Raw genomic sequence first — 26011 nt, 5'->3', positions numbered from 1 at the left:
GCGGCTCGAACGAGCCGCGCCCTCCAACCGTGCGCGTCAGGCCTCCACGCGCCCGCGCCTCACCGCCTTCTTCAGCAGGGGCCAGGCCAGCACCACCACGATCACCGTGTACACGGTCACCGCGAACGGCGTGTTCACCAGGCCCGTCACGCTGCCGTCGCTGATCTGCAGAGCCCGCCGCAACTGCTGCTCGGCGTTGGGGCCGAGGATCACGCCGATGACGGCGGGCAGCACCGGCAGGCCGTAGCGGCGCATGCCGAAACCGATCAGGCCGATGATCAGCAGGATCACCAGATCGATGACCTCACCGCCGACCGCGTACGCGCCGACCGCCGCGAAGAACATGATTCCGGCGTACAGGTACGGCCGCGGGATGCGCAGCAGCTTCGCCCACACCGGCGCCAGCGGCAGGTTGAGCGCGAGCAGCAGCACCATGCCGACGAACAGGGAGGCGATCAGGCCCCACACCAGGTCGGGTTCGCGCTCGAAGAGCAGCGGGCCGGGCTGGATGCCGTACTGCTGGAAGGCGGCCAGCATGACGGCCGCGACCGCCGTGGTCGGCAGGCCCAGGGTCAGCATCGACACCAGGGTGCCCGCCGCCGAGGCCGACGCCGCCGACTCCGGACCCGCGACGCCCTCGATGGCGCCCTTGCCCCACTCGTCCTTGTGCTTGGACAGGCGTTTCTCCGTCACGTACGACAGGAACGTGGGGATCTCCGCGCCGCCGGCCGGGATCGCGCCGAACGGGAAACCGATGAACGGGCCCCGCAGCCACGACTTCCACGTCCGGTTCACATCGCCGCGGCCCAGCCAGGGACGCCCGACCGGGATCGGCTCGGGCGGCCTGCGCCGCAGGTGCGCAGCGACCCACAGGGCCTCGCCGATGGCGAAGAGACCGACCGCGACGATCACCACGTCGATGCCGTCGGCCAGTTGCAGCGAGCCGAACGTCAGGCGCTGCTGGCCGGTCATCTGGTCCAGGCCCACCAGACCCAGGGTGAGACCGATGAGCAGGGAGGCGAGGCCACGGATGCGGGACGCGCCCAGCACCGACGTCACCGCGATGAACGCCAGCACCATGATGGCGAAGTAGTCCGGCGCGCCGATGTCCACGGCCAGTTTCGCGACCGTCGGGGCGAGCACCACCAGCAGGAGCGTGCCGATCAGGCCGCCCGCGAAGTGCCCGACGGCGGCCGCCGCGAGGGCCTGGGCGCCGCGCCCGGACTTGGCCATGGGGTTGCCCTCCATGGCCGCCACCACCGCCGCGCTCTCACCGGGCGTGTTGAGCAGGATGGAGGTGGTCGAACCGCCGAACATCGCGCCGTAGTAGATGCCCGCGAACATGATGAACGCGCCGATCGGGTCGAGCCCGTACGTCACCGGCAGCAGCAACGCGACCGCCATCGCCGGGCCGATGCCCGGCAGTACGCCGATCGCCGTGCCGAGCAGCACACCGATCACGGCCCACAGCAGGTTGATCGGGGTCAGGGCCGTACCGAAGCCGTCCAGAAGGGAGTTGAAGGCGTCCATGTCACAGCACTCCCATCAGCGGACCGCCCGGCAGAGGCACCCCGAGCAGGTTGTTGAAGACCACGTAGGTCACGAGGGCCAGCCCGGCCGCGATGAGCGGATCGCGGTCGATCCTGCGGCTGCCGAGCGCGAACGCCGCACCCCAGAACAGCAGCGCCCCGGCGATCGGGAAGCCGAGCGGCTCGATCAGGACGGCCGCGCCCAGGAACACCCCGGCGAGCAGCAGTACCGTGCGCCAGTCGGCGGGCTCCGACAGGTCGACGTCCTCGCCGCTCTCGGCCTGGCCGCGGCCGCCGCGCAGGACGTCCACCGCGAGCAGGGCGGCGATCACCAGCAGGCCGGCGCCGACCACGATCGGCACGGTCTTCGGGCCGACCGGGCCGCGCTGGGCGATGTCGACGTCCATGGTGAGCGCGTCGGTCAGGACGAGCACGCCCAGCACCAGCAGCAGCACGCACACGCCGAGTTCGGAGTGCTCCCGCAGCCACGAGCGCCTCTCGCTCCGCTCCGCGGGGGGAATGTCGGTGGTCTGCGTCGTCACAGTCCCAGCTCCTTCAGCACCGAAACCACACGCTTGTCCTCGGCGTCGAGGAAGGCGCCGAACTTGTCACCGGTGAGGAAGGCGTCGTCCCAGCCGTTCTGCTGCATGGACTTCCGCCACTCGTCGGAGCCGTGCAGTTCCTCGACCAGCCGCACGAGCTTGTTCCGCTCGCCGTCGTTCAGGCCGGGCGGGGCGACGATGCCGCGCCAGTTGGTGAAGTTCACGTCGTACCCCGCCTCCTGCAGCGTGGGCGCGTCCAGCCCCTCGACCCGCTCCGGGCCGGTGACCGCGAGCAGCCGCAGCTCGCCCGCCTTGATCTGGTCCAGGTACTCGCCGACACCGGACACCCCGAAGGCGACCTTGTTGCCGAGGATCGACGCGAGCAGCTCCCCGCCGCCGTCGAACGGGATGTAGTTGACCTGCTTCGGGGGGATCCCGGCGGCCCGCGCCATCAGCATCGGGGCGAGGTGGTCGGGCCCGCCGGGCGACGAACCGCCGCCCACCGGGAGCTTGCCCGGATTCTTCTTCCAGGCGCCGACGAGATCGTCGATCGTCTTGTACGGGGAGTCCTTGGCGACCACGACGACGTCCTGCTCCTCGGTGAGCCGGGCGATCGGCGTGGTGTCGCCGAGCGTCTTCGGCGCGTCGTTGGAACGGACGGCGCCCACGACCCCGAGGCCCATGGACATGGCGAGTTTGCCGTTGCCGTGCTCGCTCACCAGCCGGCTCAGCCCGACCGTGCCACCGGCGCCGGGCAGGTTGAAGACCTCGATGTTGTGGGTCAGTCCGGCGTCCTCGGCGTTCTTCGCGGCCGTCCGGGCCGTGATGTCGTAGCCGCCGCCGGGCGTGTTGGGGACCATGAAGCGCAGGCCCGGGATCTGTGTGCCGGTCTCGGAGCCGCTGCCGGTGGTCAGCAGCGGCGGTCCGACGAGCACGAGCACGGCGGCCACGAGCAGGGCGAGGGGGGTGCGCAGGCGCACGAGTGCCACCACCTGTCGGTACGTCGATGCGGTTGGGTAAAGGCCCTGTGAGGGAGGGTGATGTGGGCCACATGCTGCACCGGGCGTCGAGGAGCTGTCTCTCTTGCGGAACCAACGGAGGTTTTGGTCTTTGCGGTCGGCGTGAAAAGGCGAGCGCGGGCCCGCACGTCTCTTTCCCCCGCCGCAGGTGGACGCCATGATGGGCGGCCCCGGTGCGGAAGGAGCGGCACGATGACCAGCCAGTCCGGTACGTCCGGCAGGACCGACACGATCGACGTCCTCGTGGTCGACGACGACTTCATGGTGGCCAAAGTGCACCGTGCCTTCGTCGAGCGTGTCGAGCCGTTCCGCGTCGTCGGCGTCGCCGGTACCGGTGAGGAGGCCGTCACGGCCGTCGACGCCCTGCGCCCCGACCTGGTTCTTCTCGACCTCCACCTGCCGGACGTCTTCGGCCTCGACGTCATCCCCCGGCTGCGCACCGCCGGCCACGACTGCGACGTCATGGTGGTCAGCGCTGCCCGGGAGGCCGAGACGGTGCGCGGGGCCGTCCGGCACGGGGTCGTCGACTACCTGCTCAAACCGTTCGAGTCCGAGGAACTGCGTGCCCGCCTGGAGCGCTACGCCGACCGGCGCGGCCGGCTGCTCGGCACGGTCGTGCGCAACCAGGCCGACGTCGACCGCGTACTGGCCGGGGCGCCCGGTCCCGGATCGGCCGCTCCGGCTCTGCCCAAGGGCATGAGCGTGGAGACCGCCGAGCTGGTCGAGCGGGCCCTGCGCGCGGCGGACGGCACCCTCTCCGCCACCGAGTGCGCCGCGCTGACCGGCGTCTCCCGCGTGAGCGCCCGCCGCTATCTGGAACACTTCCACACCGTCGGCCGCGCCGAAGTGTCCCTGCGCTACGGCGTGGCGGGCCGCCCCGAACGCCGGTACCGCTTCCGCGAGGCGTCCCCCGGCAGGCGGAGGGACGGCGAGGCACGCGCCCGGTAGCGAGCGAGCCGAGACCGACTGGGACGCCGGGCGGCCCCCGGGGTTCTGGCCGCCGCCCTGGCCGACGTCCGGCTTGAGATCCGCACCGACCGCCGAACGGGGCCGGTCCGACCGTCGCCTTGTCGGCGGCACGGCTCCTGCGGACCGCGGCCAGGGTGCCGAGTCCGAGGCCCAGAACCGCCACCACCGCCGCCGCGGGACCGGGCGGCCGTGGGGCGGCCCGCTCGCGACCTCCTCAGGGGCGGCGGCTGATGACGTCGGCCAGCCTCGCGAGCCGCGACCCCCGCCCGTGCCCCGAGAGCTCCTTGCGGTCCGCCCGGCTGTAGGCCAGGTACATGGACCGCACCCCCAGCCACCGCAGCGGTTCCACCTCCCACTTGCGCGAGGTGTGCCCCACCCAGGGCAGCCGGGTCAGTTCGGTGTCGTGCCCGAGGACCAGGTCACGCAGGGTGCGGCCGGCCAGGTTGGTGGTGGTGAGGCCCTGGCCGACGTATCCGCCGGCGTGCCCCAGCCCGCTGGCGGGGTCGTAGACCGCGCTCGAGCACCAGTCCCGGGGCACGCCCAGGACACCGCACCAGGCGTGTGCCACGCGGTGGCCGCGAGCGGCGGGGAACCTGCGGTACAGGATCTCCGTGAGGGCACGGACGGTCGCCTCCTGCGTGGCGCCGTCGCGGTCGGTGGCCGAGCCGAAGCGGTAGGGGATGCCCCGGCCGCCGATCGCGATCCGGTCGTCGGCCGTGCGCTGGCCGTACATGTGCGAGTAGCACTTGTCGCCGAGGGTCTCGCCACGGCTCCAGCCGATCTCGTCCCAGACGGCCCGCGGCAGCGGCTCGGTGACGATCATCGAGCTGTTCATCGGGAGCCAGGTGCGCCGTTCCCCCGCCAGGGAGGCGGTGTAGCCCTCGGTGGCGCGCAGGATCACGGGAGCCCTGACGGCACCACGGTCGGTGTGCGCCGCGCCGCTCTCGATGCGGGTGACGGCGGTCGACTCCTGGATCGTGACGCCGAGGGACTCCACGACGCCGGCCAGGGCACGGACGTAGCGCGCCGGTTGCATCCGGGCGCAGTGCGGGGTGTAGGCGGCCTTCACCGCCTCCGGGATGCGGATGCGCTCGCGGAGTTCACCGTCGTCGAGGAGACGGGATTCGGTGACCCCCCACCTGTGGTCCTCGGCGACGCCCGCCGTCAGCCGCCGCACCTGGGCCGGGGAGGTGGCGATGCGCAGGGTGCCGCCCTTGACGATGTCGGCCTCGATGCCCTCCGCCGCGGCGACGGCGACGATCTCGTCGACCGCCTCGTGCATCAGGCGCTGCTGGTCCTTCACCGCGTCGACGCCGTACAGCCGCCCGAACCGGTCCCGGGAGCCGGCGAGCAGTCCGGAGGCCCAGCCGCCGTTGCGCCCGGAGGCGCCGTAGCCGGCGAACTCGCGCTCCAGGACGACGATGCGGAGGGCGGGGTCGGCCTTCTTGAGGTAGTAGGCGGTCCACAGGCCGGTGAACCCGGCGCCGACGACGCACACGTCCGCGGTGGTGTCGCCGGGCAGCGCGGGCCGCAGCGGGGGGCGCCCGCCGATCGCCTCGAACCAGAAGGAGACGTTTCCGTTGACCAGGTCCGCTTGGGGGTCGGTGGTCGAGTGCATGGCGTGATCAGAGCCCCAGCAGCGCCGGGAGCTCCGACAGGTCGCGGATCTCGTCGTACGGCTGGTAGGAGTCGCTGCCCTTGAGGCCGTAGCGGTTCACCCACACCCGGCGGGCGAGGCCGAGGTCCTTGGTCGGCATGATGTCGTAGTCCCAGCCCTGCGCTGCGTGGGTGATCCGGTCCCGGCTTTGGGGAAGGACCTCGAAGAGCTTCTCGAACGCCTGGCGGCGCGGCTTGTACGCGCCTGCCTGCTGAGCGGTGACCACGTAGTCGAAGGGAACTCCGATGGTCTCCAGGTGATAAGGGATCAGGTCGTCGTCGCTGTTGGTCAGTATGGCGAGGTCGTAGCCCTCCTTGAGCCTGCGCAGCGCGGCGGGGACGTCGGGGAAGACCGGGAACTTCTCGGCGGCCGCGATGAGCTGCTCGTAGTCCTCGTCGCGGTACTCGACACCGTGCAGCAGCATGCAGTTCTCGAGGGTGTCCCGCAGGATGTCGCGGTAGCGGCGGTAGGGCTGGACGACTCCCTGGAAGCGCATGACGCGCAGGTTGTCGAGGAAGACCTCGTGGTCGACGCCGACCTCGTCGAGGCGGTCGCGGACGATGGGCAGGGTGGCGCGGTTGAGGTCGAAGTCGATCAGGGTGCGGTAGCAGTCGAAGGAGACGACGGGCCTCGAGGACATGGGCGTTCCTTTGTGTCGTGCGGCGGGGTGCCGCGTGCGAGGAAAGTGCGTCGGGACGTCGTCTCTTCACTCTCGGCCGGGCGCCCCCCGGCGGACAGGAACAGACTGTCAGCGCATCACCGTGCCGCTTGACACGGCGTCGCGGCGCCTGTCACCAGGCGAGCGGCTCCCGGTCCCGGAAGAAGCCACCGGTGGGCCCGTCGTCGGGCAGGGTCGCGAGCCAGACCGGGGTGTCGGCGCCCTCGGCCGGGCCGCGCGTCGCGGACGGGCTCATGCCGGTGCGGACCCAGCCGGGCGAGGCCGCGTTGACCAGGACCCCGGTTCCGGTGAGCTCGGCGGCCAGCACCCGGGTCAGCGCGTTGAGCGCGGCCTTGGAGACGCGGTAGGCGGGCTCGCTCGGCCGGTCCATGAGATGGAGCGAGCCGAGCGTGCTGCTGACGTTGACGATGCGGCCCCAGCCGGCCTCGCGCATGGCCGGCAGGACCGCCTGGGCGCACCGCCAGGCCCCGAGGACGTTGGTGTCCCACACCCGGGCGGCCACCTCGAGATCGGCCGTGGCGGGAGCCTGCCGGCCGTCGGTGACCCCGGCGTTGTTCACGAGGATGTCGACGCGTCCGTCCGCGTCGAGAACGTGCCGTACCGCCGCGGTCACACTCTCCGCGTCTCGGACGTCCAGCCGCACGTCGTGTGCCGTGAGGACACCGTCCCGCACACCGCGCCACACCCGGATGCCCTGCGCGGCCAGACCGTCCGCGATGGCGGCACCCAGCCCTCGATTGGCGCCTGTGACCAGCGCGTTTCTTGTCTGCATGCGAACAGCTGTACCGCATCGGCGGGGGTGTGCGACATGCCCCCGCCCAGATCGGAACGCCGTGTCAAGCGGCTCCGGGACGACCTGACAGTCTGTCTCTGTCGGCCCCGGACGGCCTGGCCCACAGTGTCTGGACATCGTCACCGCCGACGAGAGGCACCGCACCATGTCAACCGCTCTGGACGACGTCCCCGTCAACCGTTTCCACAAGCGCCTGGTCGCCGTCGCGATGGGTGGGCCGTTCTGCGACGGCTACCTGCTCGGCATCATCGCGATCGCGATGAGCCAGATCACTCCCCAGCTCCACCTGGGGTCCGTATGGTCCGGCCTGCTCGCCAGTTCCGCCCTGATCGGTGTCTTCGTCGGGGCGCTGGTCTTCGGCGCGGTCACCGACCGGATCGGGCGCCGGCTGATGTACCTGCTGAACCTCGTGGTGTTCGTCGCCGCGTCGATCCCGCAGTTCTTCGTGCAGGAGGCCTGGCAGCTCTTCGTGCTGCGCCTGGTCATCGGCATCGCCGTGGGCGCCGACTACCCCATCGCCTCCGCCCTCACGGCCGAGCTGGTGCCCAGGAAGCTCCGCGGGGTCGCGCTGCCCGGGCTGGTGCTGTCGTGGTGGATCGGCTACGGCGTCAGCTACTGGGCGGGCCTGGCCCTGCTGAACCTGGGCGACGACGGATGGCGCTGGATGCTGGTGTCGGGCGCCGTTCCGGCCACGGTCTTCCTGCTCATGCGAACCGGCGTCCCCGAGTCCCCGCGGTGGCTGGCCAGCCGGGGCAGGGTGGACGAGGCGACCGCCATCGTGCACCGCTACGTCGGCCCCGACGTAGCGGTCGACGACCTGGTCGCGGAGAGCAGGGCGCCCCGGCGCGGCGGCACCGGCCTGAGCAACATCCGCGAGGTGTTCCGCCGCGGCTACGGCAGGCAGATCGTGTTCTGCTCGACGTTCTTCCTCTGCCAGGTGGCGACGGGCTTCGCGATCCGCACCTTCCAGCCGCAGATCCTCGAGTCCATGGGCGTCGGCAACGCGACGACCAGCGCCGCCGTCATGATGGTGATCCCCATCCTGGGTGTGTCGGCGGGGCTGCTCCTCGTCGACCGGATCGGCCGGCGGCCCCTGCTGATCGGCAGCTTCGTCGGCATCTTCGCGGCACTGTTCTGCCTCGCGGTGATCCCGATGCATCTCGCCCTGCCGGTCATCCTCCTGTTCCTGCTGTTCCACTTCGCCGAGGCCGCCGGCAGCGCCCTGCAGTTCCTGTACCCCAGCGAGCTCTTCCCGACGGACCTGCGGGCGACCGGAGTCGGATTCGCCTCGGCCATGAGCCGCTTCGGCTCCGCCGGAGGTACCTTCTGCCTGCCGCTGCTCATCGCCGGTGTGGGCGGCTCCGGGACGCTGCTGATCGGAGCCGGTGTCACCCTCGTCGGCCTCGTGGTCTCCCTCGCCCTCGCGCCGGAGACGAAGGGACAGGCGCTCACCACCGAGCAGCAACCCAGGGTTCCCGCCTCGACCTGAACCCGCTGGTGAAACCCGTGGGCCCATTGCGCGGCGAGTCGGAAAGATGCAACTTGTGAGAGTGAGCGACGGCGGGACGGTGACGGTGGCCGAGGTACTGGCCCTGCCTGTGCTGGCCCACGGGCTCCCGAAGGTCCTCGCCGGGCACGACCGGCTGGACCGGCGGGTGCGCTGGGTGCACATCACCGAGTGGGAGCACCCGGCCTCGGCACTGCGCGGCGGCGAACTGGTGCTCACCACCGGCGTCGGCTTCCCCACCCGGCTCGACGAGTGGGCCGCCGAACTCGCCGACATCGGCGCCGCCGCCGTGGTGCTCGAACTGGGACGCTGCTACCAGGAGGCGCCCTACGAGCTGGTCGCCACGTGCCGCACCCGGGGCATGCCGCTGATCGTGCTGCAACGGGGCATCAAGTTCGTCGACGTGACCCAGGAAGTCCACGCGATGATCCTGACCGGCCAGGTCCGCACCCTGAAAGCCGCGCAGCGCGTCCACGACACGTTCACCGCACTGTCCCTGCGCGGGGCCGGTGCCGACGAGGTCGTCCGGGCCGCCGCGGCCATGACCGGCAGCGCCGTCGTCCTGGAGAACCTGGCGCACCAGGCCCTGATCTGCGCGCCGGGGGAGGGCACGGTGGAGGACGCGCTCAACCGCTGGGAGGAGCGTTCCCGCGCCACTCCCTCACCCACCGGACGCACCGAGGTGTGCGGGCAGGAGGGCTGGCTGGTCACCTCGGTGGAGTTCCGGGGGCAGCGGTGGGGGCGCCTGGCCATGCTGCCCGGGAGCACCGCCGACCAGCACTTCCTGGTCGACCACGTGATGGTGCTGGAGCGCGCGGCCATCGCGCTCACCCTGGCCCGGCTCACCCACGACACCCGGTGGGAGGAGCAGGCCCAGCGCGACGCACTGCTCGACGTGCTCGAACAGCGGCACCTGTCCTGGCGCGACACCCGGACGAAGATCGCGGCGCTCGGCGTGTCCACGCACGGACGCCGCCTGGCCGTCGTGCTGGTCCGCACCCCCGAACGGGACGTGGTGCTCGACAAGCTGCGCGCCCGGCTCGAGGGCAGCGCGCTCGTGGGAGACCTGGGCGAGCGGGGCATCGGCGTGCTCCTCACGTTCCGGGAGCCCGGCGGGTGGCGGCCGCTCGCCGCCGAGATCGGTGAACTGGCCGGTACACCGGTGTCCGTGGGCGCCGAGGTGGGCGATCTGGCCGAGGTGCCCCGCTCGGCCGCGGAGGCCGAACAGGTCGCCGACGCCGTACCGCCCGAGGGCCCGCCGGCGGTCCGCACCCTCGCCGACATCGGTTTGCCGGAGCTGTTCTACTCGCTGCGCGACGACCCACGGGTGCAGGCCTACGCCGAGCGGCAGCTCGCCGCCCTGCTCGCCTACGACCACCGGCACGGCACGGACCTGCTGACGACCTTGCGGCACTATCTGGCGGCAGCGGGCAACAAGTCGATCGCGGCACGCCGCAGCCACCTGTCACGACAGGCCCTCTACCAGCGCCTGCACATCGTCGAGGACATCCTGGGCGCGGACCTGGAGTCCGGCGACCGCCGGGCACAGCTGCACGTCGCGATCGCCGCCCTCGACGCGCAACGGGCCCGGAAGCGCCCCTGAGACCGACGAGCGTCAGCGACGTTCAGGCGCGGCGCACTCCACGTCCCGTGCCGGCAGCCGGCCCGTGGCGAGGTACGCGTTGACGGAGTCGTCCACGCACGCACTGCCGAAGACGCCGTACACCCCGTGCTGGTCGGCGCCGCGCAGCGTGACCAGGCGCGAGGAGGGCCAACGAGAGCGGACCGTCGTGGCGCCGTTGTAGTAGGTGCGCGGATCCCCGGTGGCGTTGACCAGGAGCGCCGGCAGGTCGTCCCGGACCGTGGTCGGACGCTCGCGTGGCCGGTCCCAGTACGTACACGGGTTGAGGTTGTCGGTGACGGGTGCGAACAGCGGGTCCTGGACGCGGGCGCGCTGGACGTCGCGCCAGTAGACCTCCGGGTCGCGCGGAGCGGCGTTGTCGCCGCACACGATCGCCGTCTGGGCGCTGCCGTAGGGGGACTTGGCGCCCGTGAGCACGAAGTCGAGCACCCTGGCGAGCCACGGCGACGGCGTGGCCCGCCGCCCCTGCGATGCCCCCAGCATGTCCCGCACGCCCTGTGCGAAGTCACCGTAGGCGTCGTCGTTGTCCTGGGAGAGGCCGTTGAGGACGACGATGGGCATCACGTGGGCGTCCAGCCGGTGGTCGCCGAGCCGCAGCGGGGTGCGGGCGGCGGCGGTGCGGACCCGCTCCACGGTCGCCAGTACCTCGCCCCGCGTACGACCCAGACCGTAGGTGGCGTCACGGGCGGCGGCCCAGGAGGCCCACCGCTTCAGGGCCTGGCGGTTGGCCGGTTCCACGCCCCGCCAGAAGCGGGCGCTGTAGCGCTCCGGGTCGATCACTCCGTCCAGGACGACCCGGTCGGTGCGGCCGGGGAACATCGAGGTGTACACCTCGCCGAGGTAGCTGCCGTACGAGTAGCCGAGATAGGAGATCCGCCGCTCGCCGAGCGCGGCCCGGACGACGTCCATGTCGCGCGCGGTGTTGCGGGTCGTGGCGTGGGGGAGCACGTCGCCCGCGCGGCTGCGGCAGCGCTCGGCCAGGTCCTTCGAGAACGCCGCCGTGCGGTCGAACCCGGCCCGGTCCTCGCCCGCCCCGCGCCACGCCGTGCCGGTCGGCCAGTGGCAGTCCAGCGGTGTGCTGCGGCCGACGAAGCGGGGGTCCACGCCCACCACGTCGTAGCGTGCGGCGACGTCCTTCATCGCCTCGCGCACCGACGGCGCGTCGCCGAGCGACGGTCCGCCGGGGCCGCCGCCGTTGAGGAGCAGCGGGCCGACGCGGTGGGCGGTGTCGGTGGCGCGGATGCGGGAGATCGCGACGGTGATGGTGCGGCCGCCGGGTTCCGAGTAGTCCAGCGGTACGGTCACGTCGGCGCAGCGGGCGCCGGCCTGCTCCAGTTCCTTGCCGGCCGGGTCGTCCGGGCCGAGCACGCAGCTCTTCCACGCGAGGCGCTGGTGGTGGAAGCGGGCGAGGGGATCGGGGGCCGCCCGAGCCGTGGCGGGCAGTGCCGTGAGGGCGAGGGCGGCGGCTGTCAGGGTGAGGGTGAGTCTGCTCGCGGTTCCCGGGGAGCGGGATAACACGTGGGGTTCCTTTCTGTCGTGGATGTCCCCTCCGTCGCCTGGCAGGGACATGGCGGGGAGGGGTGTCGTGTGACAGAACGGTAGGGACGGCCCGCAGTCCGATCACTCCGGCTGGCAGCCGGATCATGGTGGGGCAAACCCCCGCACGGAGCCGGGGAATGCCGTTTCCATGGCCGCGGCAACAATCGGAAACTCCTCAGCAAGCTGGGAGAATGCTCGGGCAGACCTTGTGCAGGTCGGTGCAGGGGGGTTGTCCTGACATTCGCTCGCGCCTAGGGTCACCTTCCGAGTGCAAGCGCTTTCCAAGCGTGTGTCCGCCGGCCGTCCGAGGAGCGCCGCATGTCCTTGCCCCCAGGGTCTCCCGCCCGTCGTCGCGTGGCCGTCGTCGGTACCGGAGCCATCGTCAGCGGCAGCCACCTGCCCGCGCTGCGGGCCCACTCCGGCCGGGTGGAGCTGGTCGCCGCCGTCGACGTGGACCAGGAGCGCCTCGACGCCTTCCGGGAGCTGGCCGGCGGCCAGGTCGCCGGGTACACGTCGGTGGACGCGATGCTGGACGCCGAACGCCCCGACCTGGTCCTGATCGGGACGCCGCCCTCCCTGCACCGGGACCAGACGGTGGCCGCGCTCAAGGCCGGTGCCTGGGTGCTGTGCGAGAAGCCGCTCACTCTGTCGCTCGCCGAGTACGACGAGATCGCCGCCGCCGAGGAGGCCTCGGGCGCGTACGCGTCCGTCGTCTTCCAGCACCGCTACGGCTCCGGCGCCGTCCACGCCCGCGAGCTGATCACGAGCGGTGAGCTGGGCGTCCCGCTGGTCGCGCACTGCCAGACCACCTGGCACCGGGACGCCGCGTACTACGCCGTGCCGTGGCGCGGGAAGTGGGCCAGCGAGGGCGGCGGGCCCACCATGGGCCACGGCATCCACCAGTACGACCTGCTGCTGCACCTGCTCGGCGAGTGGGAGGAGATCCAGGCCATGGCGGCCCGGCTCGTCCACGACACCGAGAGCGAGGACGTCTCCACCGCGCTGGTCCGCTTCCGCGGCGGCGCCCTCGCGACCGTCGTCAACAGTGTGCTCTCCCCGGACGAGGTCAGCCGCATCCGAGTGGACTGCGCGAACGCCACCGTCGAACTCACCCACCTGTACGGCCACACCAACGACAGCTGGGTCTACACCCCGGCCCCGCACGTGGCCTCCGACCGGGCGACCGCCTGGCGCACCCCCGCGAACGACGTGCCCAGCTCGCACACCGCACAGCTGGGCGCACTGCTCGACGCCTACGACACCGGCACCCGGCCACCCGGCAGTGGCCAGGACGCCCGCGCCACCCTCGAGTTCGCCGCCGCCCTGTACAAGGCGGCGTTCACCGGCCGCTCCGTGCGCGCGGGCGAGATCGGCCCCGGAGACCCCTTCTACGAGGCCATGCACGGCGAGTACCCCGACTGGGCCCCCAAGGAGCGCGCATGAGCATCCGCGTCACCCACACGCACGGCGAGGACATCGCCGTCACGGCAGGCGGCACGGAGATCCTCCGCTACGTCTACCGCCCCGACCCGGACCCGTTCGAGTCCCGCAAGCCGTACGCCCACCCGGTGCGCACCCTGTCCGGCCGCACGGTCACCGGCTACCGCCCGAACGACCACCGCTGGCACAAGGGCCTGCAGATGACCGCGAGCCATCTGTCCGGCCAGAACTTCTGGGGCGGCAACTGCTATGTCCACGGCCAGGGTTATCTGCCCCTGCCCGAGCGCGTCGGCTCGATGCGGCACGACGGCTTCTCCGACTTCACCGTCGAGGACGACCGCCTCGACTTCACCGAGAACCTCACCTGGATCGAGAACGGCGGCGAGGAGTGGGCCCGCGAGGTGCGTGGCCTGACCGTGCACTCGGTGGACGAAGAGGCCGGCGCCTGGGCGCTGGACTGGTCGATCCGCCTCACCAACACCCGTTCCGAACCCCTGGCCTTCGGCTCCCCGACCACCGCGGGCCGTGAGATGGCCGGCTACACCGGACTCCAGTGGCGCGGCCCGCGCGACTTCACCGGCGGCACGGTCCTCGCCCCGGACACCGACGCCGACGCGGGCAAGCTGATGGGCACCCAGGGCCCCTGGCTCGCCTTCACCACCGAGCACGACGACGTCGACGGGCACTCCACCCTGGTGTTCGCGCACGCGCCCGAGAACCTCGACGAGAAGTCCGCGATCCACGAGTCCCACTGGTTCGTCCGCTCCGAGCCCTTCCCGACGGTCGCCTTCTCCTGGGCGTTCTTCGAGGAGTTCGAGCTGCCGCCGGGCGAGTCCTTCGGCTACCGCTACCGCCTCGTGATCGCGGACGGCGCCTGGGACGGTGACCGGGTCGGCACCCACTTGGAGGGACTGCCGTGGTGAGCGACCCGAAGCCCGCCCTGCCGCACCCGCTGCCCGGCGCGATCGGCCTGTCCCACCTCAGCGCCTACGACTGGGAGGCCGTCGACGGCGTCTGCGGCGGCAGCCCGCACCTGCACCTGGTGTGCACCGAGGCGTACGTCGTGACCGGCGGCCGGGGCGCGGTCCAGACCCTCAGCCCCGACGGCTACCGGGACATCCCCCTGGAAGCCGGCTCCCTCGCCTGGTTCACGCCGGGCACCGTGCACCGCATGGTGCAGGGCGGCGATCTGCGCATCACCGTGCTGATGCAGAACAGCGGCCTGCCCGAGGCCGGGGACGCCGTGTTCACCTTCCCGCCCGACGTCCTCGCCGACCCCGAGAAGTACGCCGCCGCGGCCGCTCTGCCGCCCGGCACCGGACCGGAGACGGAGGCCGCCGCCCGGCGCCGCAGGGACCTCGCGGTCCGCGGCTACCTCGCCCTGCGCGAGGCCCTCGTCGCCGGGGACAACGGCCCGTACCTGGAGTTCCAGCGGGCCGCCGCCCGGATCGTGCGCGACAAGGTGCCCACCTGGCGCGCCCTGTGGCGGGCGGGCGCCCTGGCCACCGCCGAACGCACCGGAGCCCAGCTCGACGCGCTGGCCGACGGTGAACCCGCCTACCTCGGCGAGGCCACCGCCCACGAGGCCGCGCCCACCCGGCTCGGCGGCTTCGGCATGTGCGGCCGGCGGGACGAGTACGCCCTGCCGGGCAGCACGCTGCCGTACCAGGGGGAGTAGCCCAAGGGGGGCCGAGAGGGATCTGAGGGGGGCTCAACCGATACTCCGAGGAGAGGAGTGACCTCGGCATGCCCGGACACAGGACAAAGGGGTTCTGCGCGTCGGCCGCCGCACTGGCACTGTGTGCCGTGCTGGCGGGCTGCGGAGGATCCGGGGAGTCCGCCGGCGGCGGCAAGGTCGTGCTGCGCTACACGTGGTGGGGCAACCCCGACCGCGCGGAACGCACCGAGCAGGCCGTCGCGCTGTTCGAGAAACAGCACCCGGACATCGACGTCGCGACGTCGTTCTCCGGCTACGACGCCTACAAACAGAAGCTCGCCACCCAGGCCGCCGGCGGTGACGCCCCGGACGTGATGCAGCTGGACTACCGCCAGATCGACCAGTACGCCTCCGGCGGCGTCCTGCTCGACCTGGCGAAGCAGAAGTCCGTGCTGCGCACCTCCGAGATCGACCAGGGGTTGCTCGCCACCGGCCGCGTGGACGACGTCCAGTACGCGATCCCGCAGGGCCGCGGCACCGAGACTGTCGCCTATGACGTCGAGACCTGGAAGAAGTCGGGCGTGCCGCTCCCCGGCGAGAGCTGGACCTGGAGCCAGTGGGCCGACACCATGCGCGCCCTCGCGAAGAAGACCGGCAAACCAGGGGCGACCGACCCCGGGCAGAGCGAGGACGCCTTCGAGGTCTGGCTGCGCGGCCAGGGCAAGTCCCTCTACACCGAGGACGGCAAGCTCGGCTTCACCGCCGGCGACCTCACCCGCTGGTGGACCTTCACCGACGAACTGCGCCGCGAGGGCGCCGTCTCGCCCGCCGAGCAGACCACCCAGCTCGACGGCACCGTCGAGAACACCCCGCTGGGTCGCGGCAAGTCCGTCACCGACGCCAACTGGGACGCCCCGGCCAGCGGTTTCCTCGCCCTCGTCCCGACCGGTGTCGCGCTCGCCCCCATGCCCTCCGGCGAGGACGGCACACCCGGCCAGTACTTCAAGCCGTCCATGTTCCTCGGCGTCGCCGCCAACACCGGTCATCCCAAGGAGGCGGCACAGCTCGTCGACTTCATGATCAACGACCGGCAGGCGGCCGAGATCCTCGGCGCGAGCCGCGGCATCCCCGTCAACGAGACCATCCGCGACGCGATCAGCCCGCAGCTGAAGGACTTCGACAAGACCATCGCCGACTTCCAGTCCTCCCTGGACGGCAAGCTCAAGGACCCGCCCCAGGCCCCGCCCTCGGGGGACAACGCCCTGCAGAGCACCTTCCAGCGCGACTACGACCAGGTGTCCTACGCGCGCATGTCGCCCCGCGAGGCGGCCGAGAACTACGTCACCGAGGCGAAGGCGGAGCTGAGGTCATGACCACCACCGCGATCCCCCCGGAGGCGAAGCCCGCCCCCGCCACCGCCCCGAGGCGCCGCCCCAAGCGTGAACGCGAAGGCGCCGCCTGGGTGTTCCTGTCCCCCTGGGTGCTCGGCGCGGTCGTCCTGACCCTGCTGCCGATGGCCGTGTCGCTGTACCTGTCGTTCACCGACTACGACCTGTTCAATCCGCCGAAGTGGGTGGGCCTGCGCAACTACACGCAGATGTTCACCGAGGACCCGCGCTACTGGCGCTCGGTCGTGACGACCCTGACGTACGTCGTCATCGCCGTGCCCCTGCAACTGGCCCTCGCCCTCCTCGTCGCGCTCGCCCTGAAGGGCATGAAACGCGGCAAGGGCTTCTACCGCTCCGCCTTCTACGCGCCCTCGCTGCTCGGCGCGTCGATGTCCATCGCCCTCGTGTGGCGGGCCGTCTTCAACGACGGCGGCCCGGTGGACAACCTGTTCGGCACCGGCGGCTGGGTCAACAAGCCCGGCTTCGCGCTGCTCGCCGTCGCCCTGCTGACGGTGTGGCAGTTCGGCGCGCCGATGGTCATCTTCCTCGCCGGGCTCCAGCAGATCCCCGCAGAGCTCTACGAGGCGGCGGCGGTGGACGGGGCCGGGAAGTGGCGGCAGTTCCTGTCGGTCACCGTGCCGATGCTGTCCCCGGTGCTGTTCTTCAACCTGGTCCTCCAGACCATCCAGGCCTTTCAGGTGTTCACGCCCGCCTTCGCGGTCAGCGCGGGCAAGGGCGGGCCCGCCGACTCGACCCTCGTCTACACCATGTACCTCTACGACCGGGGCTTCGTCGCCTCCCACATGGGCTACGCCTCCGCCATGGCCTGGGTGCTGCTCGCCGTCATCGGCGTCGTCACGGCGGTGCTCTTCCGCACCTCCCGCTCCTGGGTCTTCTACGCCTCCGAGGGGGAGCGGTGACTTCAACGACCGTTACGGACAGGCCCGTTCGGTGGGGCCGTGTCGCCGTACATCTCGGCTGCCTGGCCGCCCTGCTGGTCATGCTGTACCCCCTGGCCTGGCTGCTGGCGACCTCCCTCAAACCCGCCGACGAGGTCATAGCCAGCCTCAACCTGCTGCCCAGCCACCTGGAGTGGTCGAACTACACCACCGCCCTCGACGGCGTCAACGACGTCTCCATCTGGCGGCTGCTCGGCAACTCCCTGCTGATCGCGGGCGGCGCCGTCCTCGGCAACGTCGTCAGCTGCTCGCTCGCCGCCTACGCCTTCGCGCGGCTGCGGTTCCGGCTGCGCGGGCCGCTGTTCGCCTTCATGATCGCCACGATCATGCTGCCGCACCACGCGGTGCTGATCCCGCAGTACATCATCTTCAACCAGCTCGGCCTGGTGAACACCTACTGGCCGCTGATCCTGCCGAAGTTCCTCGCCACCGAGGCGTTCTTCGTCTTCCTCATCGTGCAGTTCATGCGCGGACTGCCCCGCGAACTGGAGGAGGCCGCGCGCATCGACGGCTGCGGGCCCTTCCGGAGCTTCTTCCAGGTCGTGCTGCCGCTCACCCGGCCGGCCCTGATCACCACCGCCATCTTCACCTTCATCTGGACCTGGAACGACTTCTTCACCCAGCTCATCTACCTCTTCGACCCGGAAAAGTTCACGCTGACGCTCGCGCTGCGCTCCTTCGTGGACGCCTCCAGCACCTCGGCGTTCGGCCCGATGTTCGCCCTGTCGGTCATCGCGCTGCTGCCGATCGTGCTGTTCTTCCTCGCCTTCCAGCGGTTCCTGGTGGAGGGCATGGCCAGCTCCGGACTCAAGGGGTGAGCGAGGTGCGGACACGTGAGGCCGGCGAGATCTTCGGACCGCGCATGACCCTGTTCGCCGACGTGCTGAGCGTCGGCCTGGTCACGTCGCTGGCATGCCTGCCGCTGGTCACCGCACCGGCCGCGCTGTCGACGGCGTGCGCCGTGCTGCGCGGGGCCGGGCAGGATCGTCCCGTCACGGCGGGGCGGTACGGCGCCCTGCTGCGTCAGCGCCTGCGCACCGGTGACCTGGTGGCCGGGGCCGTCGCTCTGGCAGGACTGCTGCTGCTCGCCGCGGACCTGGCGCTCGCCGGGGCCGGGCTGCCCGGGGCGCCCTTGTTCGCGGTGGCCGCCGCCGCCATCGGCTCCTGCGCGGCGGTCATCGGCCTGCGGGCCTGCGCACGGCCCGAGTCTCTCACCGACTGGCGGGCGGCGCTGCGCGAGGCGGCCCGGGACGCCGGAGCGGACACGGGCGGCAGCGGGCTCGTCCTGCTCGCCGTGGCAACGGCCGCGCTGTGCGCCTGGATGCTGCTGCCCCTGGCCTTCCTCGTCCCGGGGCCGCTGGCCCTGGCGCTCACCGCCGTCGACGTACGCCGGTCGGCTTGAGGACATGCCGGCGTACAGGGCTACGCTCAGCAAAGCCGACCCCTACAACCACATCCCGATCCCATGATCTGCATCGAAGACCTCTTCGCCGGCGCATACCGCGGCGGCGGATCCTCTTGACTGGAACCCGCTACGAGAGCCCGACGCCCTGCAGGAGGCAGGTCTCCTCGAGAAGTCGGCAAGGACCTACCGTGGTGGGATTCCGAGTGCACTGTGCTGCAGTCGGCCACCACGGGCGGTGAGTGACGCAGAGCGGCTGCCCCGTGTACGGAGTTGCCGCCCGCTGCTCAGCCGCGCACCAGGCCGCCGATGCTGATCCGCGGCCACGACCGGGCCGCCGCGAGCAGCGCCTGTGTCCTCGCCGACGGAGTGGCCGCTGCCGCAGCCAGCGCCGCGGCGGCGCTCGCGATGCCGAGGACCGCGCCCGCGGCGACGTCGCCCGGGTAGTGCACTCCCGTGTGGACACGGGAGTAGCCGACCGCGCTCGCCAGCGCGCCGAGCGGCACCGCCGCCGGGGGCAGGACCACACCGACGGCGGTGGCGAACGCGACCGCCGATGCCGTGTGCCCCGACGGGAACGAGGCCGAGGTCGGCATCTTGACGTGCCGGTCCACCGTCACCCGGGCCGCTTCCCGGTCCGGCCGGGCCCGGCGCACCAGGCGCTTGCCGAGCAGGTTGGCCGAGGCCGAGGCCACGGCGATCGCCCCGACACCGGCGATCGCGGCCCGGCGCGGGCGCTTGCCGGCCAGGGCCAGGGCGGCCGCGATGCCGAACGAGATCTTGGAGTGGTCGGCCGCGTGGGACAGGTGGCGCAGCGTCCGGTCGAGGGTGGGCGTGGGGGTAGCGGCCACCGCCGCGTACAGGGCGCCGTCCACGGCCCTGAGATCGCCGAGCACGGCGGCCAGGAGCCTGCCGCGTCCGCCCGCGGGCTTCCCGTCGCTCGGCAGCGGACGGGGGGCGTCCGCGTCTGTGGTCCTCGGATCGGTCATGTTGCTTCTCCCCGCAGTGGCCTTCCTCAGCAAGGTACCGGCACGCCCCGGGCGCACGCTCGGCGCCCCCGCAGGCCGGTACCTCCCGAGTGCCCAGGCGGCGGTCGGCCATCCTGGTGAGCCGTGGCGCGGCGTCCGGGTGATCGCGTCTGGTGGACTGAGCGCATGACGCTCCTGCCACGCCGGGCCCTGCGCGCTCTCGACCGCTTCCACGCCGCCCACCCCTGGGACCACAACGCCCACTTCCACCGCTGGATCCTGCGCCGACTGCCCGGACGGGTGGGCAGCGCCCTGGACGTGGGGTGCGGCAGCGGCGACCTCGCCCGGCTGCTGGGCGCCCGGGCCGAGCGCGTCGAAGGCATCGACGCCGACCCGGCGATCACGGCCCGGGCCCGGGAGCTGACTCCGGCGGCCGCCCCGGTGACGTACACGGTGGCCGACGCGCCGGGCGGGCTTCCCGACGGTCCGTACGACGTCATCACCTGCGTGGCGGTGCTCCACCATCTGCCGTTCACCGAGGCCCTGCTGGCCTTCCGTGACCGTCTGGCCCCCGCTGGGACACTGGTGATCGTCGGTGTCTCCCGTGAGCGGACGCCCGCCGACCACCTGCTCGGTGCCGTGTCCGTGCCGCTGAACATCGTCATGGCACTGCTGAGGAACTGGGGCCGCCCGGCGCCCCGCCCGATATCGATGACCGCCCGCACGAGCCCCGCGGACATGACCTTCCCCGAGATCGTCCGCGAGGCCCGTGCCGTCCTGCCCGGCGCCCGCCTGCGCCGCCGCCTGTTCTGGCGCTACACGCTGGTCTGGCACGGCCGCTGACCGGCCGCCGCCTCAGTCGGCGGCCCGGAAGGTGCGCAGCCGCAGCGAGTTGCCGACGACGAAGACCGAGGAGAAGGCCATCGCCGCCCCGGCGATCATCGGGGTGAGCAGTCCGGCCGCGGCGAGCGGCAGGGCCGCCACGTTGTAGGCGAAGGCCCAGAACAGGTTCGAGCGGATGGTGCCGAGGGTGCGGCGGGCGAGGCGGATGGCGTCCGCCGCGGCCCGCAGGTCGCCCCGCACCAGGGTCAGGTCGCCGGCCTCGATGGCGGCGTCGGTGCCGGTGCCCATCGCCAGACCCAGGTCGGCCTGTGCGAGGGCCGCCGCGTCGTTGACACCGTCGCCGACCATCGCGACCGAACGGCCCTCCGCCTGCAGCCGCTTGACGACCTCCACCTTGTCCTGCGGGAGCACTTCGGCGACGACGTCCTCCGGCGCGATGCCCACTTCCCGGGCGACGGACCGGGCCACCGCCTCGTTGTCGCCGGTCAGCAGGATCGGCGTCAGCCCGAGGGCGCGCAGCCGGCGGATCGCCTCGGCGCTGGTCTCCTTCACCGCGTCGGCGACCTCCAGCACCGCCCGCGCCTCGCCGTCCCAGGCGACCGCGATGGCGGTGCGCCCGGCCTCCTCGGCAGCGGCCCTGGCCCGGGCCAGCCCTTCCGGCAGCTCCATCGCCCAGTCCGCCAGCAGCCTCTCCCGCCCGACGAGCACGGCGTGTCCCTCGACGATGCCCTGGACGCCCAGACCGGGCACGTTGGCGAAGTCCTCCGGCGTGGGCAGCGTGCCCAGCTTCTCCAGCGCGCCGTCCGCGACGGCACGGGCGATCGGGTGCTCGGAGGAGTGCTCCAGTGCCCCCGCCAGTCGCAGGACTTCGGCCTCGTCGGTGCCGTCGGCGGTGTGCACGGCCAGCAGGGTCATCCGGCCGGTGGTGACGGTGCCGGTCTTGTCGAGGACGACGGTGTCGACACGGCGCGTGGACTCCAGCACCTCCGGGCCCTTGATGAGGATGCCGAGCTGGGCGCCCCGCCCGGTGCCGACCATCAGCGCCGTCGGAGTGGCCAGACCGAGGGCGCAGGGGCAGGCGATGACGAGGACGGCGACCGCGGCGGTGAACGCGGCCGTCAGCCCCACGCCGTTACCGAGCCAGAAGCCCAGCGTGGCCAGGGCGAGGGCGATCACGACGGGCACGAACACGGCGGAGATCCGGTCCGCGAGCCGCTGCGCCGCGGCCTTGCCGTTCTGGGCGTCCTCCACCAGCCGGGCCATCCGGGCCAGTTGAGTGTCGGCCCCGACCCGCGTGGCGCGCACGACGAGCCGCCCGCCGACGTTGATCGTGGCGCCGGTGACCGGGTCACCCGTGCCCACCTCCACCGGCACGGACTCACCGGTGAGCATCGAGGCGTCCACGGCGGACGAGCCCTCGACGACGGTTCCATCGGTGGCGATCTTCTCTCCGGGCCGGACCAGGAAGCGGTCACCGACCCGCAACTCCGTGATGGGCACGGTCTGTTCACGTCCGTCGGCACGCAGCACGGTGACGTCCTTCGCGCCCAGTTCGAGCAAGGCCCGCAGCGCCGCGCCCGCCTTGCGCTTCGCGCGCCCCTCGAAGTAGCGCCCGGCCAGGATGAAGGCGGTCACGCCCGCGGCGGCCTCCAGGTAGATGTTCCCGGCGCCGTCCGTGCGCTCGATGGTCAGCTCGAAGGGGTGCGTCATCCCCGGTGTGCCCGCGGTGCCGAAGAACAGCGCCCACAGCGACCAGAGGAACGCGGCCGAGATGCCCACCGAGATCAGCGTGTCCATGGTGGCGGCGCCGTGCCGGGCGTTGGTGAACGCCGCCTTGTGGAAGGGCCACGCCGCGTACGTGACGACGGGCGCGGCCAGTGTCAGCGACAGCCACTGCCAGTACTCGAACTGCAGCGCCGGGATCATGGCCATGGCCACGACGGGCACCGCCAGCACCACGGCCGTGATCAACCGTTCGCGCAGCGGCCGCAGTTCGTCGGCCTCGGCGGCGGGTTCGCCGGGCGCCTCGGGAGGTGCGGGCTCCTGCGCGGTGTAGCCGGTCGCCTCGACGGTGGCGACGAGATCGCCGACGGAGACGTCACCGGAGTAGCTGACCTTCGCCTTCTCGGTGGCGTAGTTGACGGTGGCGGTGACCCCGTCCATGCGATTGAGCTTCTTCTCGATGCGCGCCGCGCAGGAGGCGCAGGTCATGCCGCCGATGGCGAGTTCCACCTCGGCGGTGGTGCCGGTCGCACTGGTGGTCATGGCTCACACCCTCCCGGTCAGTTCGTAGCCGGCCTCGTCGACGACCTCCGCGATCTCGGTGTCGTCGGGCTCGGTGGCGGTGGTGACGGTGACACGGCCGGTGTCGAGATCGACCTCGACGCCACTGACGCTGTCCAGCTCGCCGATGGCCTTGGTCAGCGTGGCCTTGCAGTGGCCGCAGGACATTCCGGCGACGGCGTAGGTGGTGGCGGGCATCGGTGCCTCCTCCATGAGATGGCAGATATACGGGGCGGGGGTATCTCCTCGCCGAGTTCATATATACCCCCGAGGGGTATAGGAAGCAAGCGTGGGGGCGACTTGACTTGATACCCCCCAGGGGTATGGTGAGGTGCATCGAGGCCCCGCAGCCGAGCAGGAGGCCACGCTTCTTGAAGGAGACGCCGGCCATGAACACCGGACTCAAGATCACGACCTTCGCCGCCGCTCTGGCCGCGACCTTCGGCACGGCCTACGGCGTCGGCCGCGGCCTCGACCCCGTCGTCGCCGACAGCCCGCCGAAGCACGAGGGCGAGCACACCCGGCCCTCGCCCCGGGCGGAGGAAGGCGGCGGCCACACCGGACACGAGACGCCCCCGGCCGGCGGACTGCAGATCTCCGAGGACGGCCACACCCTCGACCTGCAGACCCCGCGCGTCACCGCCGGGGACCGCGCCGACCTGCGCTTCACGGTCCGGGACGGCAGCGGCCGTGCCGTCACCGCCTACCAGCGCGAACACGACAAGGAACTCCACCTCATCGTGGCCTCACGCGACCTGGTCACCTACCGCCACCTCCACCCCACCCGTGACGCGGACGGCACCTGGAGCACCCCCGTCGACCTCCCCCGCGCGGGCGGCTACCGCGTCTTCGCCGACTTCACCCCGGCGAAGAAGAACGCCCGAAACCTCACCCTCGGCGCGGACCTCGCCGCCTCCGGCCCGTACCAGCCGAAGAAACTCCCGCCGGCGAGCACCACGGCCGAGACCAACGGCTACGAGGTCGAACTGGCCGGCGCCCTGCTTCCCGGCAAGGCGAGCGAACTGAAGCTGAAGGTCTCCCGCGCCGGCAAGCCCGTCACGAACCTCCAGCCCTATCTCGGCGCCTACGGCCACCTGGTGGCCCTGCGCTCCGGAGACCTCGCCTACCTCCACGTCCACCCGAACGGCGAACCCGGCGACGGCAAGACCAGGCCCGGCCCGGACATCTCCTTCACGGCCACCGCCCCCAGCGCCGGCTCCTACCGCCTGTTCCTCGACTTCAAGCACGACGGGAAGGTCCACACGGCGGCGTTCACCGTCCGGGCCGGGGGAGCGGAGGCCGGCTCCGGTACCCCCGAGGGGCATACGGAGGACGGCCACGGGCACTGATCCTCAGCCGAGGGCCCGGTCCAGGTTGAAGGCCGCGCTGATGAGGGCGAGATGCGTGAACGCCTGGGGGAAGTTGCCCTGCTGCTCCCCGGTGTGGCTGATCTCCTCGGCGTACAGGCCCAGATGGTTGGCGTACGTCAGCATCTTCTCGAAGGCGAGGCGCGCCTCGTCGATCCGGCCGGCGTGCACCATGGCCTCGACGTACCAGAACGAGCAGATGGAGAACGTGCCCTCGTCACCGTGCAGCCCGTCCGGGCTGGACCGCGGGTCGTAGCGGTAGACCAGCGAGTCGGAGACCAGCTCCTCGGTGAGCACGTCCAGCGTCGACAGCCACTTGGGGTCGGTCGGGGCGATGAACTTCGTCAGCGGCATCATCAGCACGGACGCGTCCAGCACGTCCCCGTCCTCGTGCTGGACGAAGGCCCGGCGTGCCTCGGACCAGCCCCGGCTCATGATCCGCCGGTAGATCGTGTCGCGGCACTCCCGCCAGCGCGGCAGATCGGCCGGCAGACCGCGCCGGTTGGCCATCCGGATGGCCCGCTCGATCGCCACCCAGCACATCAGCCGCGAGTACAGGAAGTTCTTGCGCCCGCCCCGGGTCTCCCAGATGCCCTCGTCGGGCTGGTCCCAGTGCGCGCACACCCAGTCCACCAGTGCGCACACGTCGTCCCACTGGTCGCTGGAGATGGGCTGGGCCCACTTGTCGTAGAGGTAGATGGAGTCGATCAGTGCGCCGTAGATGTCGAGCTGGAGCTGGTCGGCCGCCGCGTTGCCGACCCGGACCGGCGCCGAGCCCTGGTGGCCCTCCAGATGGTCGAAAGTCCTCTCGGGCAGCTCGGTGCGCCCGTCGATGCCGTACATGATCTGCAGCGGGCCGGAGGGCTTGCCGTCGCCCGGACTGATGTGCCGGGTCACGAATCTCATGAACGCCTCGGCCTCGCCGGTGAAGCCCAGCCGCAGCAGGGCGTAGACGCAGAAGGCCGCGTCGCGCACCCACACGTACCGGTAGTCCCAGTTGCGTTCGCCACCGAGCCGCTCGGGCAGGCTCGTCGTCGGCGCGGCCACGATCGCGCCGGTCGGCGCGTAGGTGAGCAGCTTCAGCGTCAGGGCCGAACGGTGCACCATCTCCCGCCAGCGGCCCTTGTACCGCGACGCCGACAGCCAGCGCCGCCAGTACGCCACCGTCGCCGCGAACTCCTCCTCCGCCTCGGCACGGGCGCACCGGCGGGGCGTCACGTCGCCGCCGACCTTGTCCAGCGCGAACACCGCCGACTCGCCCTCGGAGAGCTTGAAGTCCCCGCACACGTCCGGCCCGTCGGTTTCCAGCGGCACGGTCGCGGTCAGCGCCAGCGCCAGCCCGTCGGTCTCGAAGACCGCCGTGTCACCCATGAGCCGGAGGGTGTGCGGCCGGGCGCCGTAGTCGAACCGGGGAGCGACGCGGGTACGGAACGGGATCGAGCCGCGTACGCACACCACCCGGCGGATCAGCCGGTGCCGCTCGGTCTCCGCCGACTCGCCGTCGAGCGGCATGAAGTCCTGCACCTCGCCGACGCCGTCCTCGGTGAAGAACCGGGTGATCAGGACGTTGGTGTCGGGGAAGTAGAACTGCTTGGTCCGCGCCGGTACCGTGGCCGCCAGTTCGAAGCAGCCGCCGCGCTCCGCGTCCAGGACCGAGGCGAACACGCTCGGCGCGTCGAAGGCCGGACAGCAGTACCAGTCGATCGTGCCGTCGGTCCCCACCAGGGCCACACTGCGCAGATCACCGATCAGCCCGTGCTCGGCGATCGGCAGATACCGCCGGCCGTCCGTCGTCGCCCGCATGGCAGCCTCCCTGGAACAGGTACGC

At 71.9% G+C, this 26011-nt stretch carries 23 protein-coding genes; 12 read left to right on the top strand and 11 right to left on the bottom strand.

Features of this window, described 5'->3' with window-relative positions:
- Positions 1–36 precede the first annotated feature (36 nt).
- The 3 genes from ABZ016_RS15935 to ABZ016_RS15925 are packed head-to-tail and all read right to left on the bottom strand — an operon-like array spanning position 37 to position 3051.
- Positions 37–1530, bottom strand: a complete 1494-nt coding sequence (locus tag ABZ016_RS15935) for a tripartite tricarboxylate transporter permease (RefSeq protein WP_356917201.1) — start codon at positions 1528–1530, stop codon at positions 37–39.
- A 1-nt stretch (position 1531) separates the two neighbouring features.
- On the bottom strand, positions 1532–2071 hold the full coding sequence (locus ABZ016_RS15930; protein WP_356917200.1) for a tripartite tricarboxylate transporter TctB family protein: 540 nt from the start codon (positions 2069–2071) through the stop codon (positions 1532–1534).
- Positions 2068–3051 (bottom strand): tripartite tricarboxylate transporter substrate binding protein, encoded by a 984-nt coding sequence (locus ABZ016_RS15925; protein WP_356917306.1) that lies wholly within the window; start codon positions 3049–3051, stop codon positions 2068–2070. Before ABZ016_RS15925 ends, ABZ016_RS15930 begins: the two co-directional genes overlap by 4 nt.
- 231 nt (positions 3052–3282) lie before the next feature.
- On the opposite strand from ABZ016_RS15925, the gene ABZ016_RS15920 reads away from it, so the two are divergent.
- Complete coding sequence (locus tag ABZ016_RS15920; RefSeq protein ID WP_356917199.1) at positions 3283–4038, top strand: response regulator; 756 nt, start codon at positions 3283–3285, stop codon at positions 4036–4038.
- A gap of 235 nt (positions 4039–4273) precedes the next feature.
- On the opposite strand, the gene ABZ016_RS15915 is transcribed toward ABZ016_RS15920, so the two are convergent.
- The 3 genes from ABZ016_RS15915 to ABZ016_RS15905 all read right to left on the bottom strand — a co-directional run bounded on the left by ABZ016_RS15915 (position 4274) and on the right by ABZ016_RS15905 (position 7167).
- A complete protein-coding gene (locus tag ABZ016_RS15915) occupies positions 4274–5677 on the bottom strand; it encodes an FAD-dependent oxidoreductase (protein WP_356917198.1) in 1404 nt (467 codons plus the stop codon).
- 7 nt (positions 5678–5684) lie between these two features.
- Positions 5685–6356, bottom strand: a complete 672-nt coding sequence (locus ABZ016_RS15910) for an HAD-IA family hydrolase (RefSeq protein ID WP_356917197.1) — start codon at positions 6354–6356, stop codon at positions 5685–5687.
- Between the two features lie 151 nt (positions 6357–6507).
- Positions 6508–7167: an SDR family NAD(P)-dependent oxidoreductase gene (locus ABZ016_RS15905; protein WP_356917196.1), complete on the bottom strand. Its 660-nt coding sequence runs from the start codon at positions 7165–7167 to the stop codon at positions 6508–6510.
- A 166-nt stretch (positions 7168–7333) separates the two neighbouring features.
- Between ABZ016_RS15905 and ABZ016_RS15900 the strand changes: the two genes are divergently transcribed.
- Both ABZ016_RS15900 and ABZ016_RS15895 read left to right on the top strand, forming a co-directional pair.
- On the top strand, positions 7334–8677 hold the full coding sequence (locus ABZ016_RS15900) for an MFS transporter (RefSeq protein ID WP_356917195.1): 1344 nt from the start codon (positions 7334–7336) through the stop codon (positions 8675–8677).
- A gap of 61 nt (positions 8678–8738) precedes the next feature.
- Entirely contained in the window at positions 8739–10298 is a 1560-nt protein-coding gene (locus ABZ016_RS15895; protein WP_356917194.1) for a PucR family transcriptional regulator ligand-binding domain-containing protein, read from the top strand.
- A gap of 12 nt (positions 10299–10310) precedes the next feature.
- Here the strand turns inward: ABZ016_RS15895 and ABZ016_RS15890 are convergent, their stop codons facing one another.
- Positions 10311–11855 carry an alpha/beta hydrolase gene (locus ABZ016_RS15890; protein WP_356917193.1) on the bottom strand — a complete coding sequence of 515 codons (1545 nt, stop codon included), beginning with the start codon at positions 11853–11855 and terminating at the stop codon, positions 10311–10313.
- Between the two features lie 339 nt (positions 11856–12194).
- Between ABZ016_RS15890 and ABZ016_RS15885 the strand changes: the two genes are divergently transcribed.
- From ABZ016_RS15885 to ABZ016_RS15855, 7 genes are all read left to right on the top strand, one after another.
- Positions 12195–13319, top strand: coding sequence for a Gfo/Idh/MocA family oxidoreductase (locus ABZ016_RS15885; protein WP_356917192.1), 1125 nt, complete (start codon positions 12195–12197; stop codon positions 13317–13319).
- Positions 13316–14239, top strand: coding sequence for a PmoA family protein (locus ABZ016_RS15880; RefSeq protein ID WP_356917191.1), 924 nt, complete (start codon positions 13316–13318; stop codon positions 14237–14239). The genes ABZ016_RS15885 and ABZ016_RS15880 overlap by 4 nt, the downstream gene beginning before the upstream one ends.
- Positions 14233–14994 carry a cupin gene (locus tag ABZ016_RS15875; RefSeq protein WP_356917190.1) on the top strand — a complete coding sequence of 254 codons (762 nt, stop codon included), beginning with the start codon at positions 14233–14235 and terminating at the stop codon, positions 14992–14994. The genes ABZ016_RS15880 and ABZ016_RS15875 overlap by 7 nt, the downstream gene beginning before the upstream one ends.
- 68 nt (positions 14995–15062) lie before the next feature.
- On the top strand, positions 15063–16346 hold the full coding sequence (locus tag ABZ016_RS15870; RefSeq protein ID WP_356917189.1) for an ABC transporter substrate-binding protein: 1284 nt from the start codon (positions 15063–15065) through the stop codon (positions 16344–16346).
- Positions 16343–17281, top strand: a complete 939-nt coding sequence (locus ABZ016_RS15865; RefSeq protein WP_356917188.1) for a sugar ABC transporter permease — start codon at positions 16343–16345, stop codon at positions 17279–17281. Before ABZ016_RS15870 ends, ABZ016_RS15865 begins: the two co-directional genes overlap by 4 nt.
- Positions 17278–18138 (top strand): carbohydrate ABC transporter permease, encoded by an 861-nt coding sequence (locus ABZ016_RS15860; RefSeq protein ID WP_356917187.1) that lies wholly within the window; start codon positions 17278–17280, stop codon positions 18136–18138. The genes ABZ016_RS15865 and ABZ016_RS15860 overlap by 4 nt, the downstream gene beginning before the upstream one ends.
- On the top strand, positions 18135–18722 hold the full coding sequence (locus tag ABZ016_RS15855; RefSeq protein WP_356917186.1) for a hypothetical protein: 588 nt from the start codon (positions 18135–18137) through the stop codon (positions 18720–18722). Before ABZ016_RS15860 ends, ABZ016_RS15855 begins: the two co-directional genes overlap by 4 nt.
- Before the next feature lie 287 nt (positions 18723–19009).
- Here the strand turns inward: ABZ016_RS15855 and ABZ016_RS15850 are convergent, their stop codons facing one another.
- Positions 19010–19711, bottom strand: a complete 702-nt coding sequence (locus ABZ016_RS15850; protein ID WP_356917185.1) for a phosphatase PAP2 family protein — start codon at positions 19709–19711, stop codon at positions 19010–19012.
- A 165-nt stretch (positions 19712–19876) separates the two neighbouring features.
- Here ABZ016_RS15850 and ABZ016_RS15845 point away from each other — a divergent pair, with 165 nt between their 5' ends.
- The gene (locus ABZ016_RS15845; RefSeq protein ID WP_356917184.1) at positions 19877–20533 is read left to right on the top strand and encodes a methyltransferase domain-containing protein; all 657 of its coding nucleotides are present in this window, start codon (positions 19877–19879) and stop codon (positions 20531–20533) included.
- A 12-nt stretch (positions 20534–20545) separates the two neighbouring features.
- Here the strand turns inward: ABZ016_RS15845 and ABZ016_RS15840 are convergent, their stop codons facing one another.
- Entirely contained in the window at positions 20546–22798 is a 2253-nt protein-coding gene (locus ABZ016_RS15840) for a heavy metal translocating P-type ATPase (RefSeq protein ID WP_356917183.1), read from the bottom strand.
- A 3-nt stretch (positions 22799–22801) separates the two neighbouring features.
- On the bottom strand, positions 22802–23014 hold the full coding sequence (locus tag ABZ016_RS15835) for a cation transporter (RefSeq protein WP_356917182.1): 213 nt from the start codon (positions 23012–23014) through the stop codon (positions 22802–22804).
- Positions 23015–23205: 191 nt separating this feature from the next.
- Here ABZ016_RS15835 and ABZ016_RS15830 point away from each other — a divergent pair, with 191 nt between their 5' ends.
- On the top strand, positions 23206–24165 hold the full coding sequence (locus ABZ016_RS15830; protein ID WP_356917181.1) for a hypothetical protein: 960 nt from the start codon (positions 23206–23208) through the stop codon (positions 24163–24165).
- 3 nt (positions 24166–24168) lie between these two features.
- On the opposite strand, the gene ABZ016_RS15825 is transcribed toward ABZ016_RS15830, so the two are convergent.
- On the bottom strand, positions 24169–25986 hold the full coding sequence (locus ABZ016_RS15825; protein WP_356917180.1) for a glycoside hydrolase family 15 protein: 1818 nt from the start codon (positions 25984–25986) through the stop codon (positions 24169–24171).
- Between the last annotated feature and the right edge of the window lie 25 nt (positions 25987–26011).

The sequence above is a fragment of the Streptomyces sp. NPDC006372 genome (assembly GCF_040612515.1).
Taxonomy (GTDB): Bacteria; Actinomycetota; Actinomycetes; order Streptomycetales; family Streptomycetaceae; genus Streptomyces.
Note: the sequence above shows the minus strand (reverse complement) of the source record. Positions and strands in the feature narration are given on the sequence as shown.

Coding starts and splice junctions, on each gene's coding strand:
- ABZ016_RS15935 (WP_356917201.1), bottom strand. CDS start 1,530: ATGGACGCCTTCAACTCCCTTCTGGACGGCTTCGGTACGGCCCTGACC.
- ABZ016_RS15920 (WP_356917199.1), top strand. CDS start 3,283: ATGACCAGCCAGTCCGGTACGTCCGGCAGGACCGACACGATCGACGTC.
- ABZ016_RS15915 (WP_356917198.1), bottom strand. CDS start 5,677: ATGCACTCGACCACCGACCCCCAAGCGGACCTGGTCAACGGAAACGTC.
- ABZ016_RS15910 (WP_356917197.1), bottom strand. CDS start 6,356: ATGTCCTCGAGGCCCGTCGTCTCCTTCGACTGCTACCGCACCCTGATC.
- ABZ016_RS15905 (WP_356917196.1), bottom strand. CDS start 7,167: ATGCAGACAAGAAACGCGCTGGTCACAGGCGCCAATCGAGGGCTGGGT.
- ABZ016_RS15900 (WP_356917195.1), top strand. CDS start 7,334: ATGTCAACCGCTCTGGACGACGTCCCCGTCAACCGTTTCCACAAGCGC.
- ABZ016_RS15885 (WP_356917192.1), top strand. CDS start 12,195: ATGTCCTTGCCCCCAGGGTCTCCCGCCCGTCGTCGCGTGGCCGTCGTC.
- ABZ016_RS15880 (WP_356917191.1), top strand. CDS start 13,316: ATGAGCATCCGCGTCACCCACACGCACGGCGAGGACATCGCCGTCACG.
- ABZ016_RS15870 (WP_356917189.1), top strand. CDS start 15,063: ATGCCCGGACACAGGACAAAGGGGTTCTGCGCGTCGGCCGCCGCACTG.
- ABZ016_RS15865 (WP_356917188.1), top strand. CDS start 16,343: ATGACCACCACCGCGATCCCCCCGGAGGCGAAGCCCGCCCCCGCCACC.
- ABZ016_RS15850 (WP_356917185.1), bottom strand. CDS start 19,711: ATGACCGATCCGAGGACCACAGACGCGGACGCCCCCCGTCCGCTGCCG.
- ABZ016_RS15845 (WP_356917184.1), top strand. CDS start 19,877: ATGACGCTCCTGCCACGCCGGGCCCTGCGCGCTCTCGACCGCTTCCAC.
- ABZ016_RS15840 (WP_356917183.1), bottom strand. CDS start 22,798: ATGACCACCAGTGCGACCGGCACCACCGCCGAGGTGGAACTCGCCATC.
- ABZ016_RS15835 (WP_356917182.1), bottom strand. CDS start 23,014: ATGCCCGCCACCACCTACGCCGTCGCCGGAATGTCCTGCGGCCACTGC.
- ABZ016_RS15830 (WP_356917181.1), top strand. CDS start 23,206: ATGAACACCGGACTCAAGATCACGACCTTCGCCGCCGCTCTGGCCGCG.
- ABZ016_RS15825 (WP_356917180.1), bottom strand. CDS start 25,986: ATGCGGGCGACGACGGACGGCCGGCGGTATCTGCCGATCGCCGAGCAC.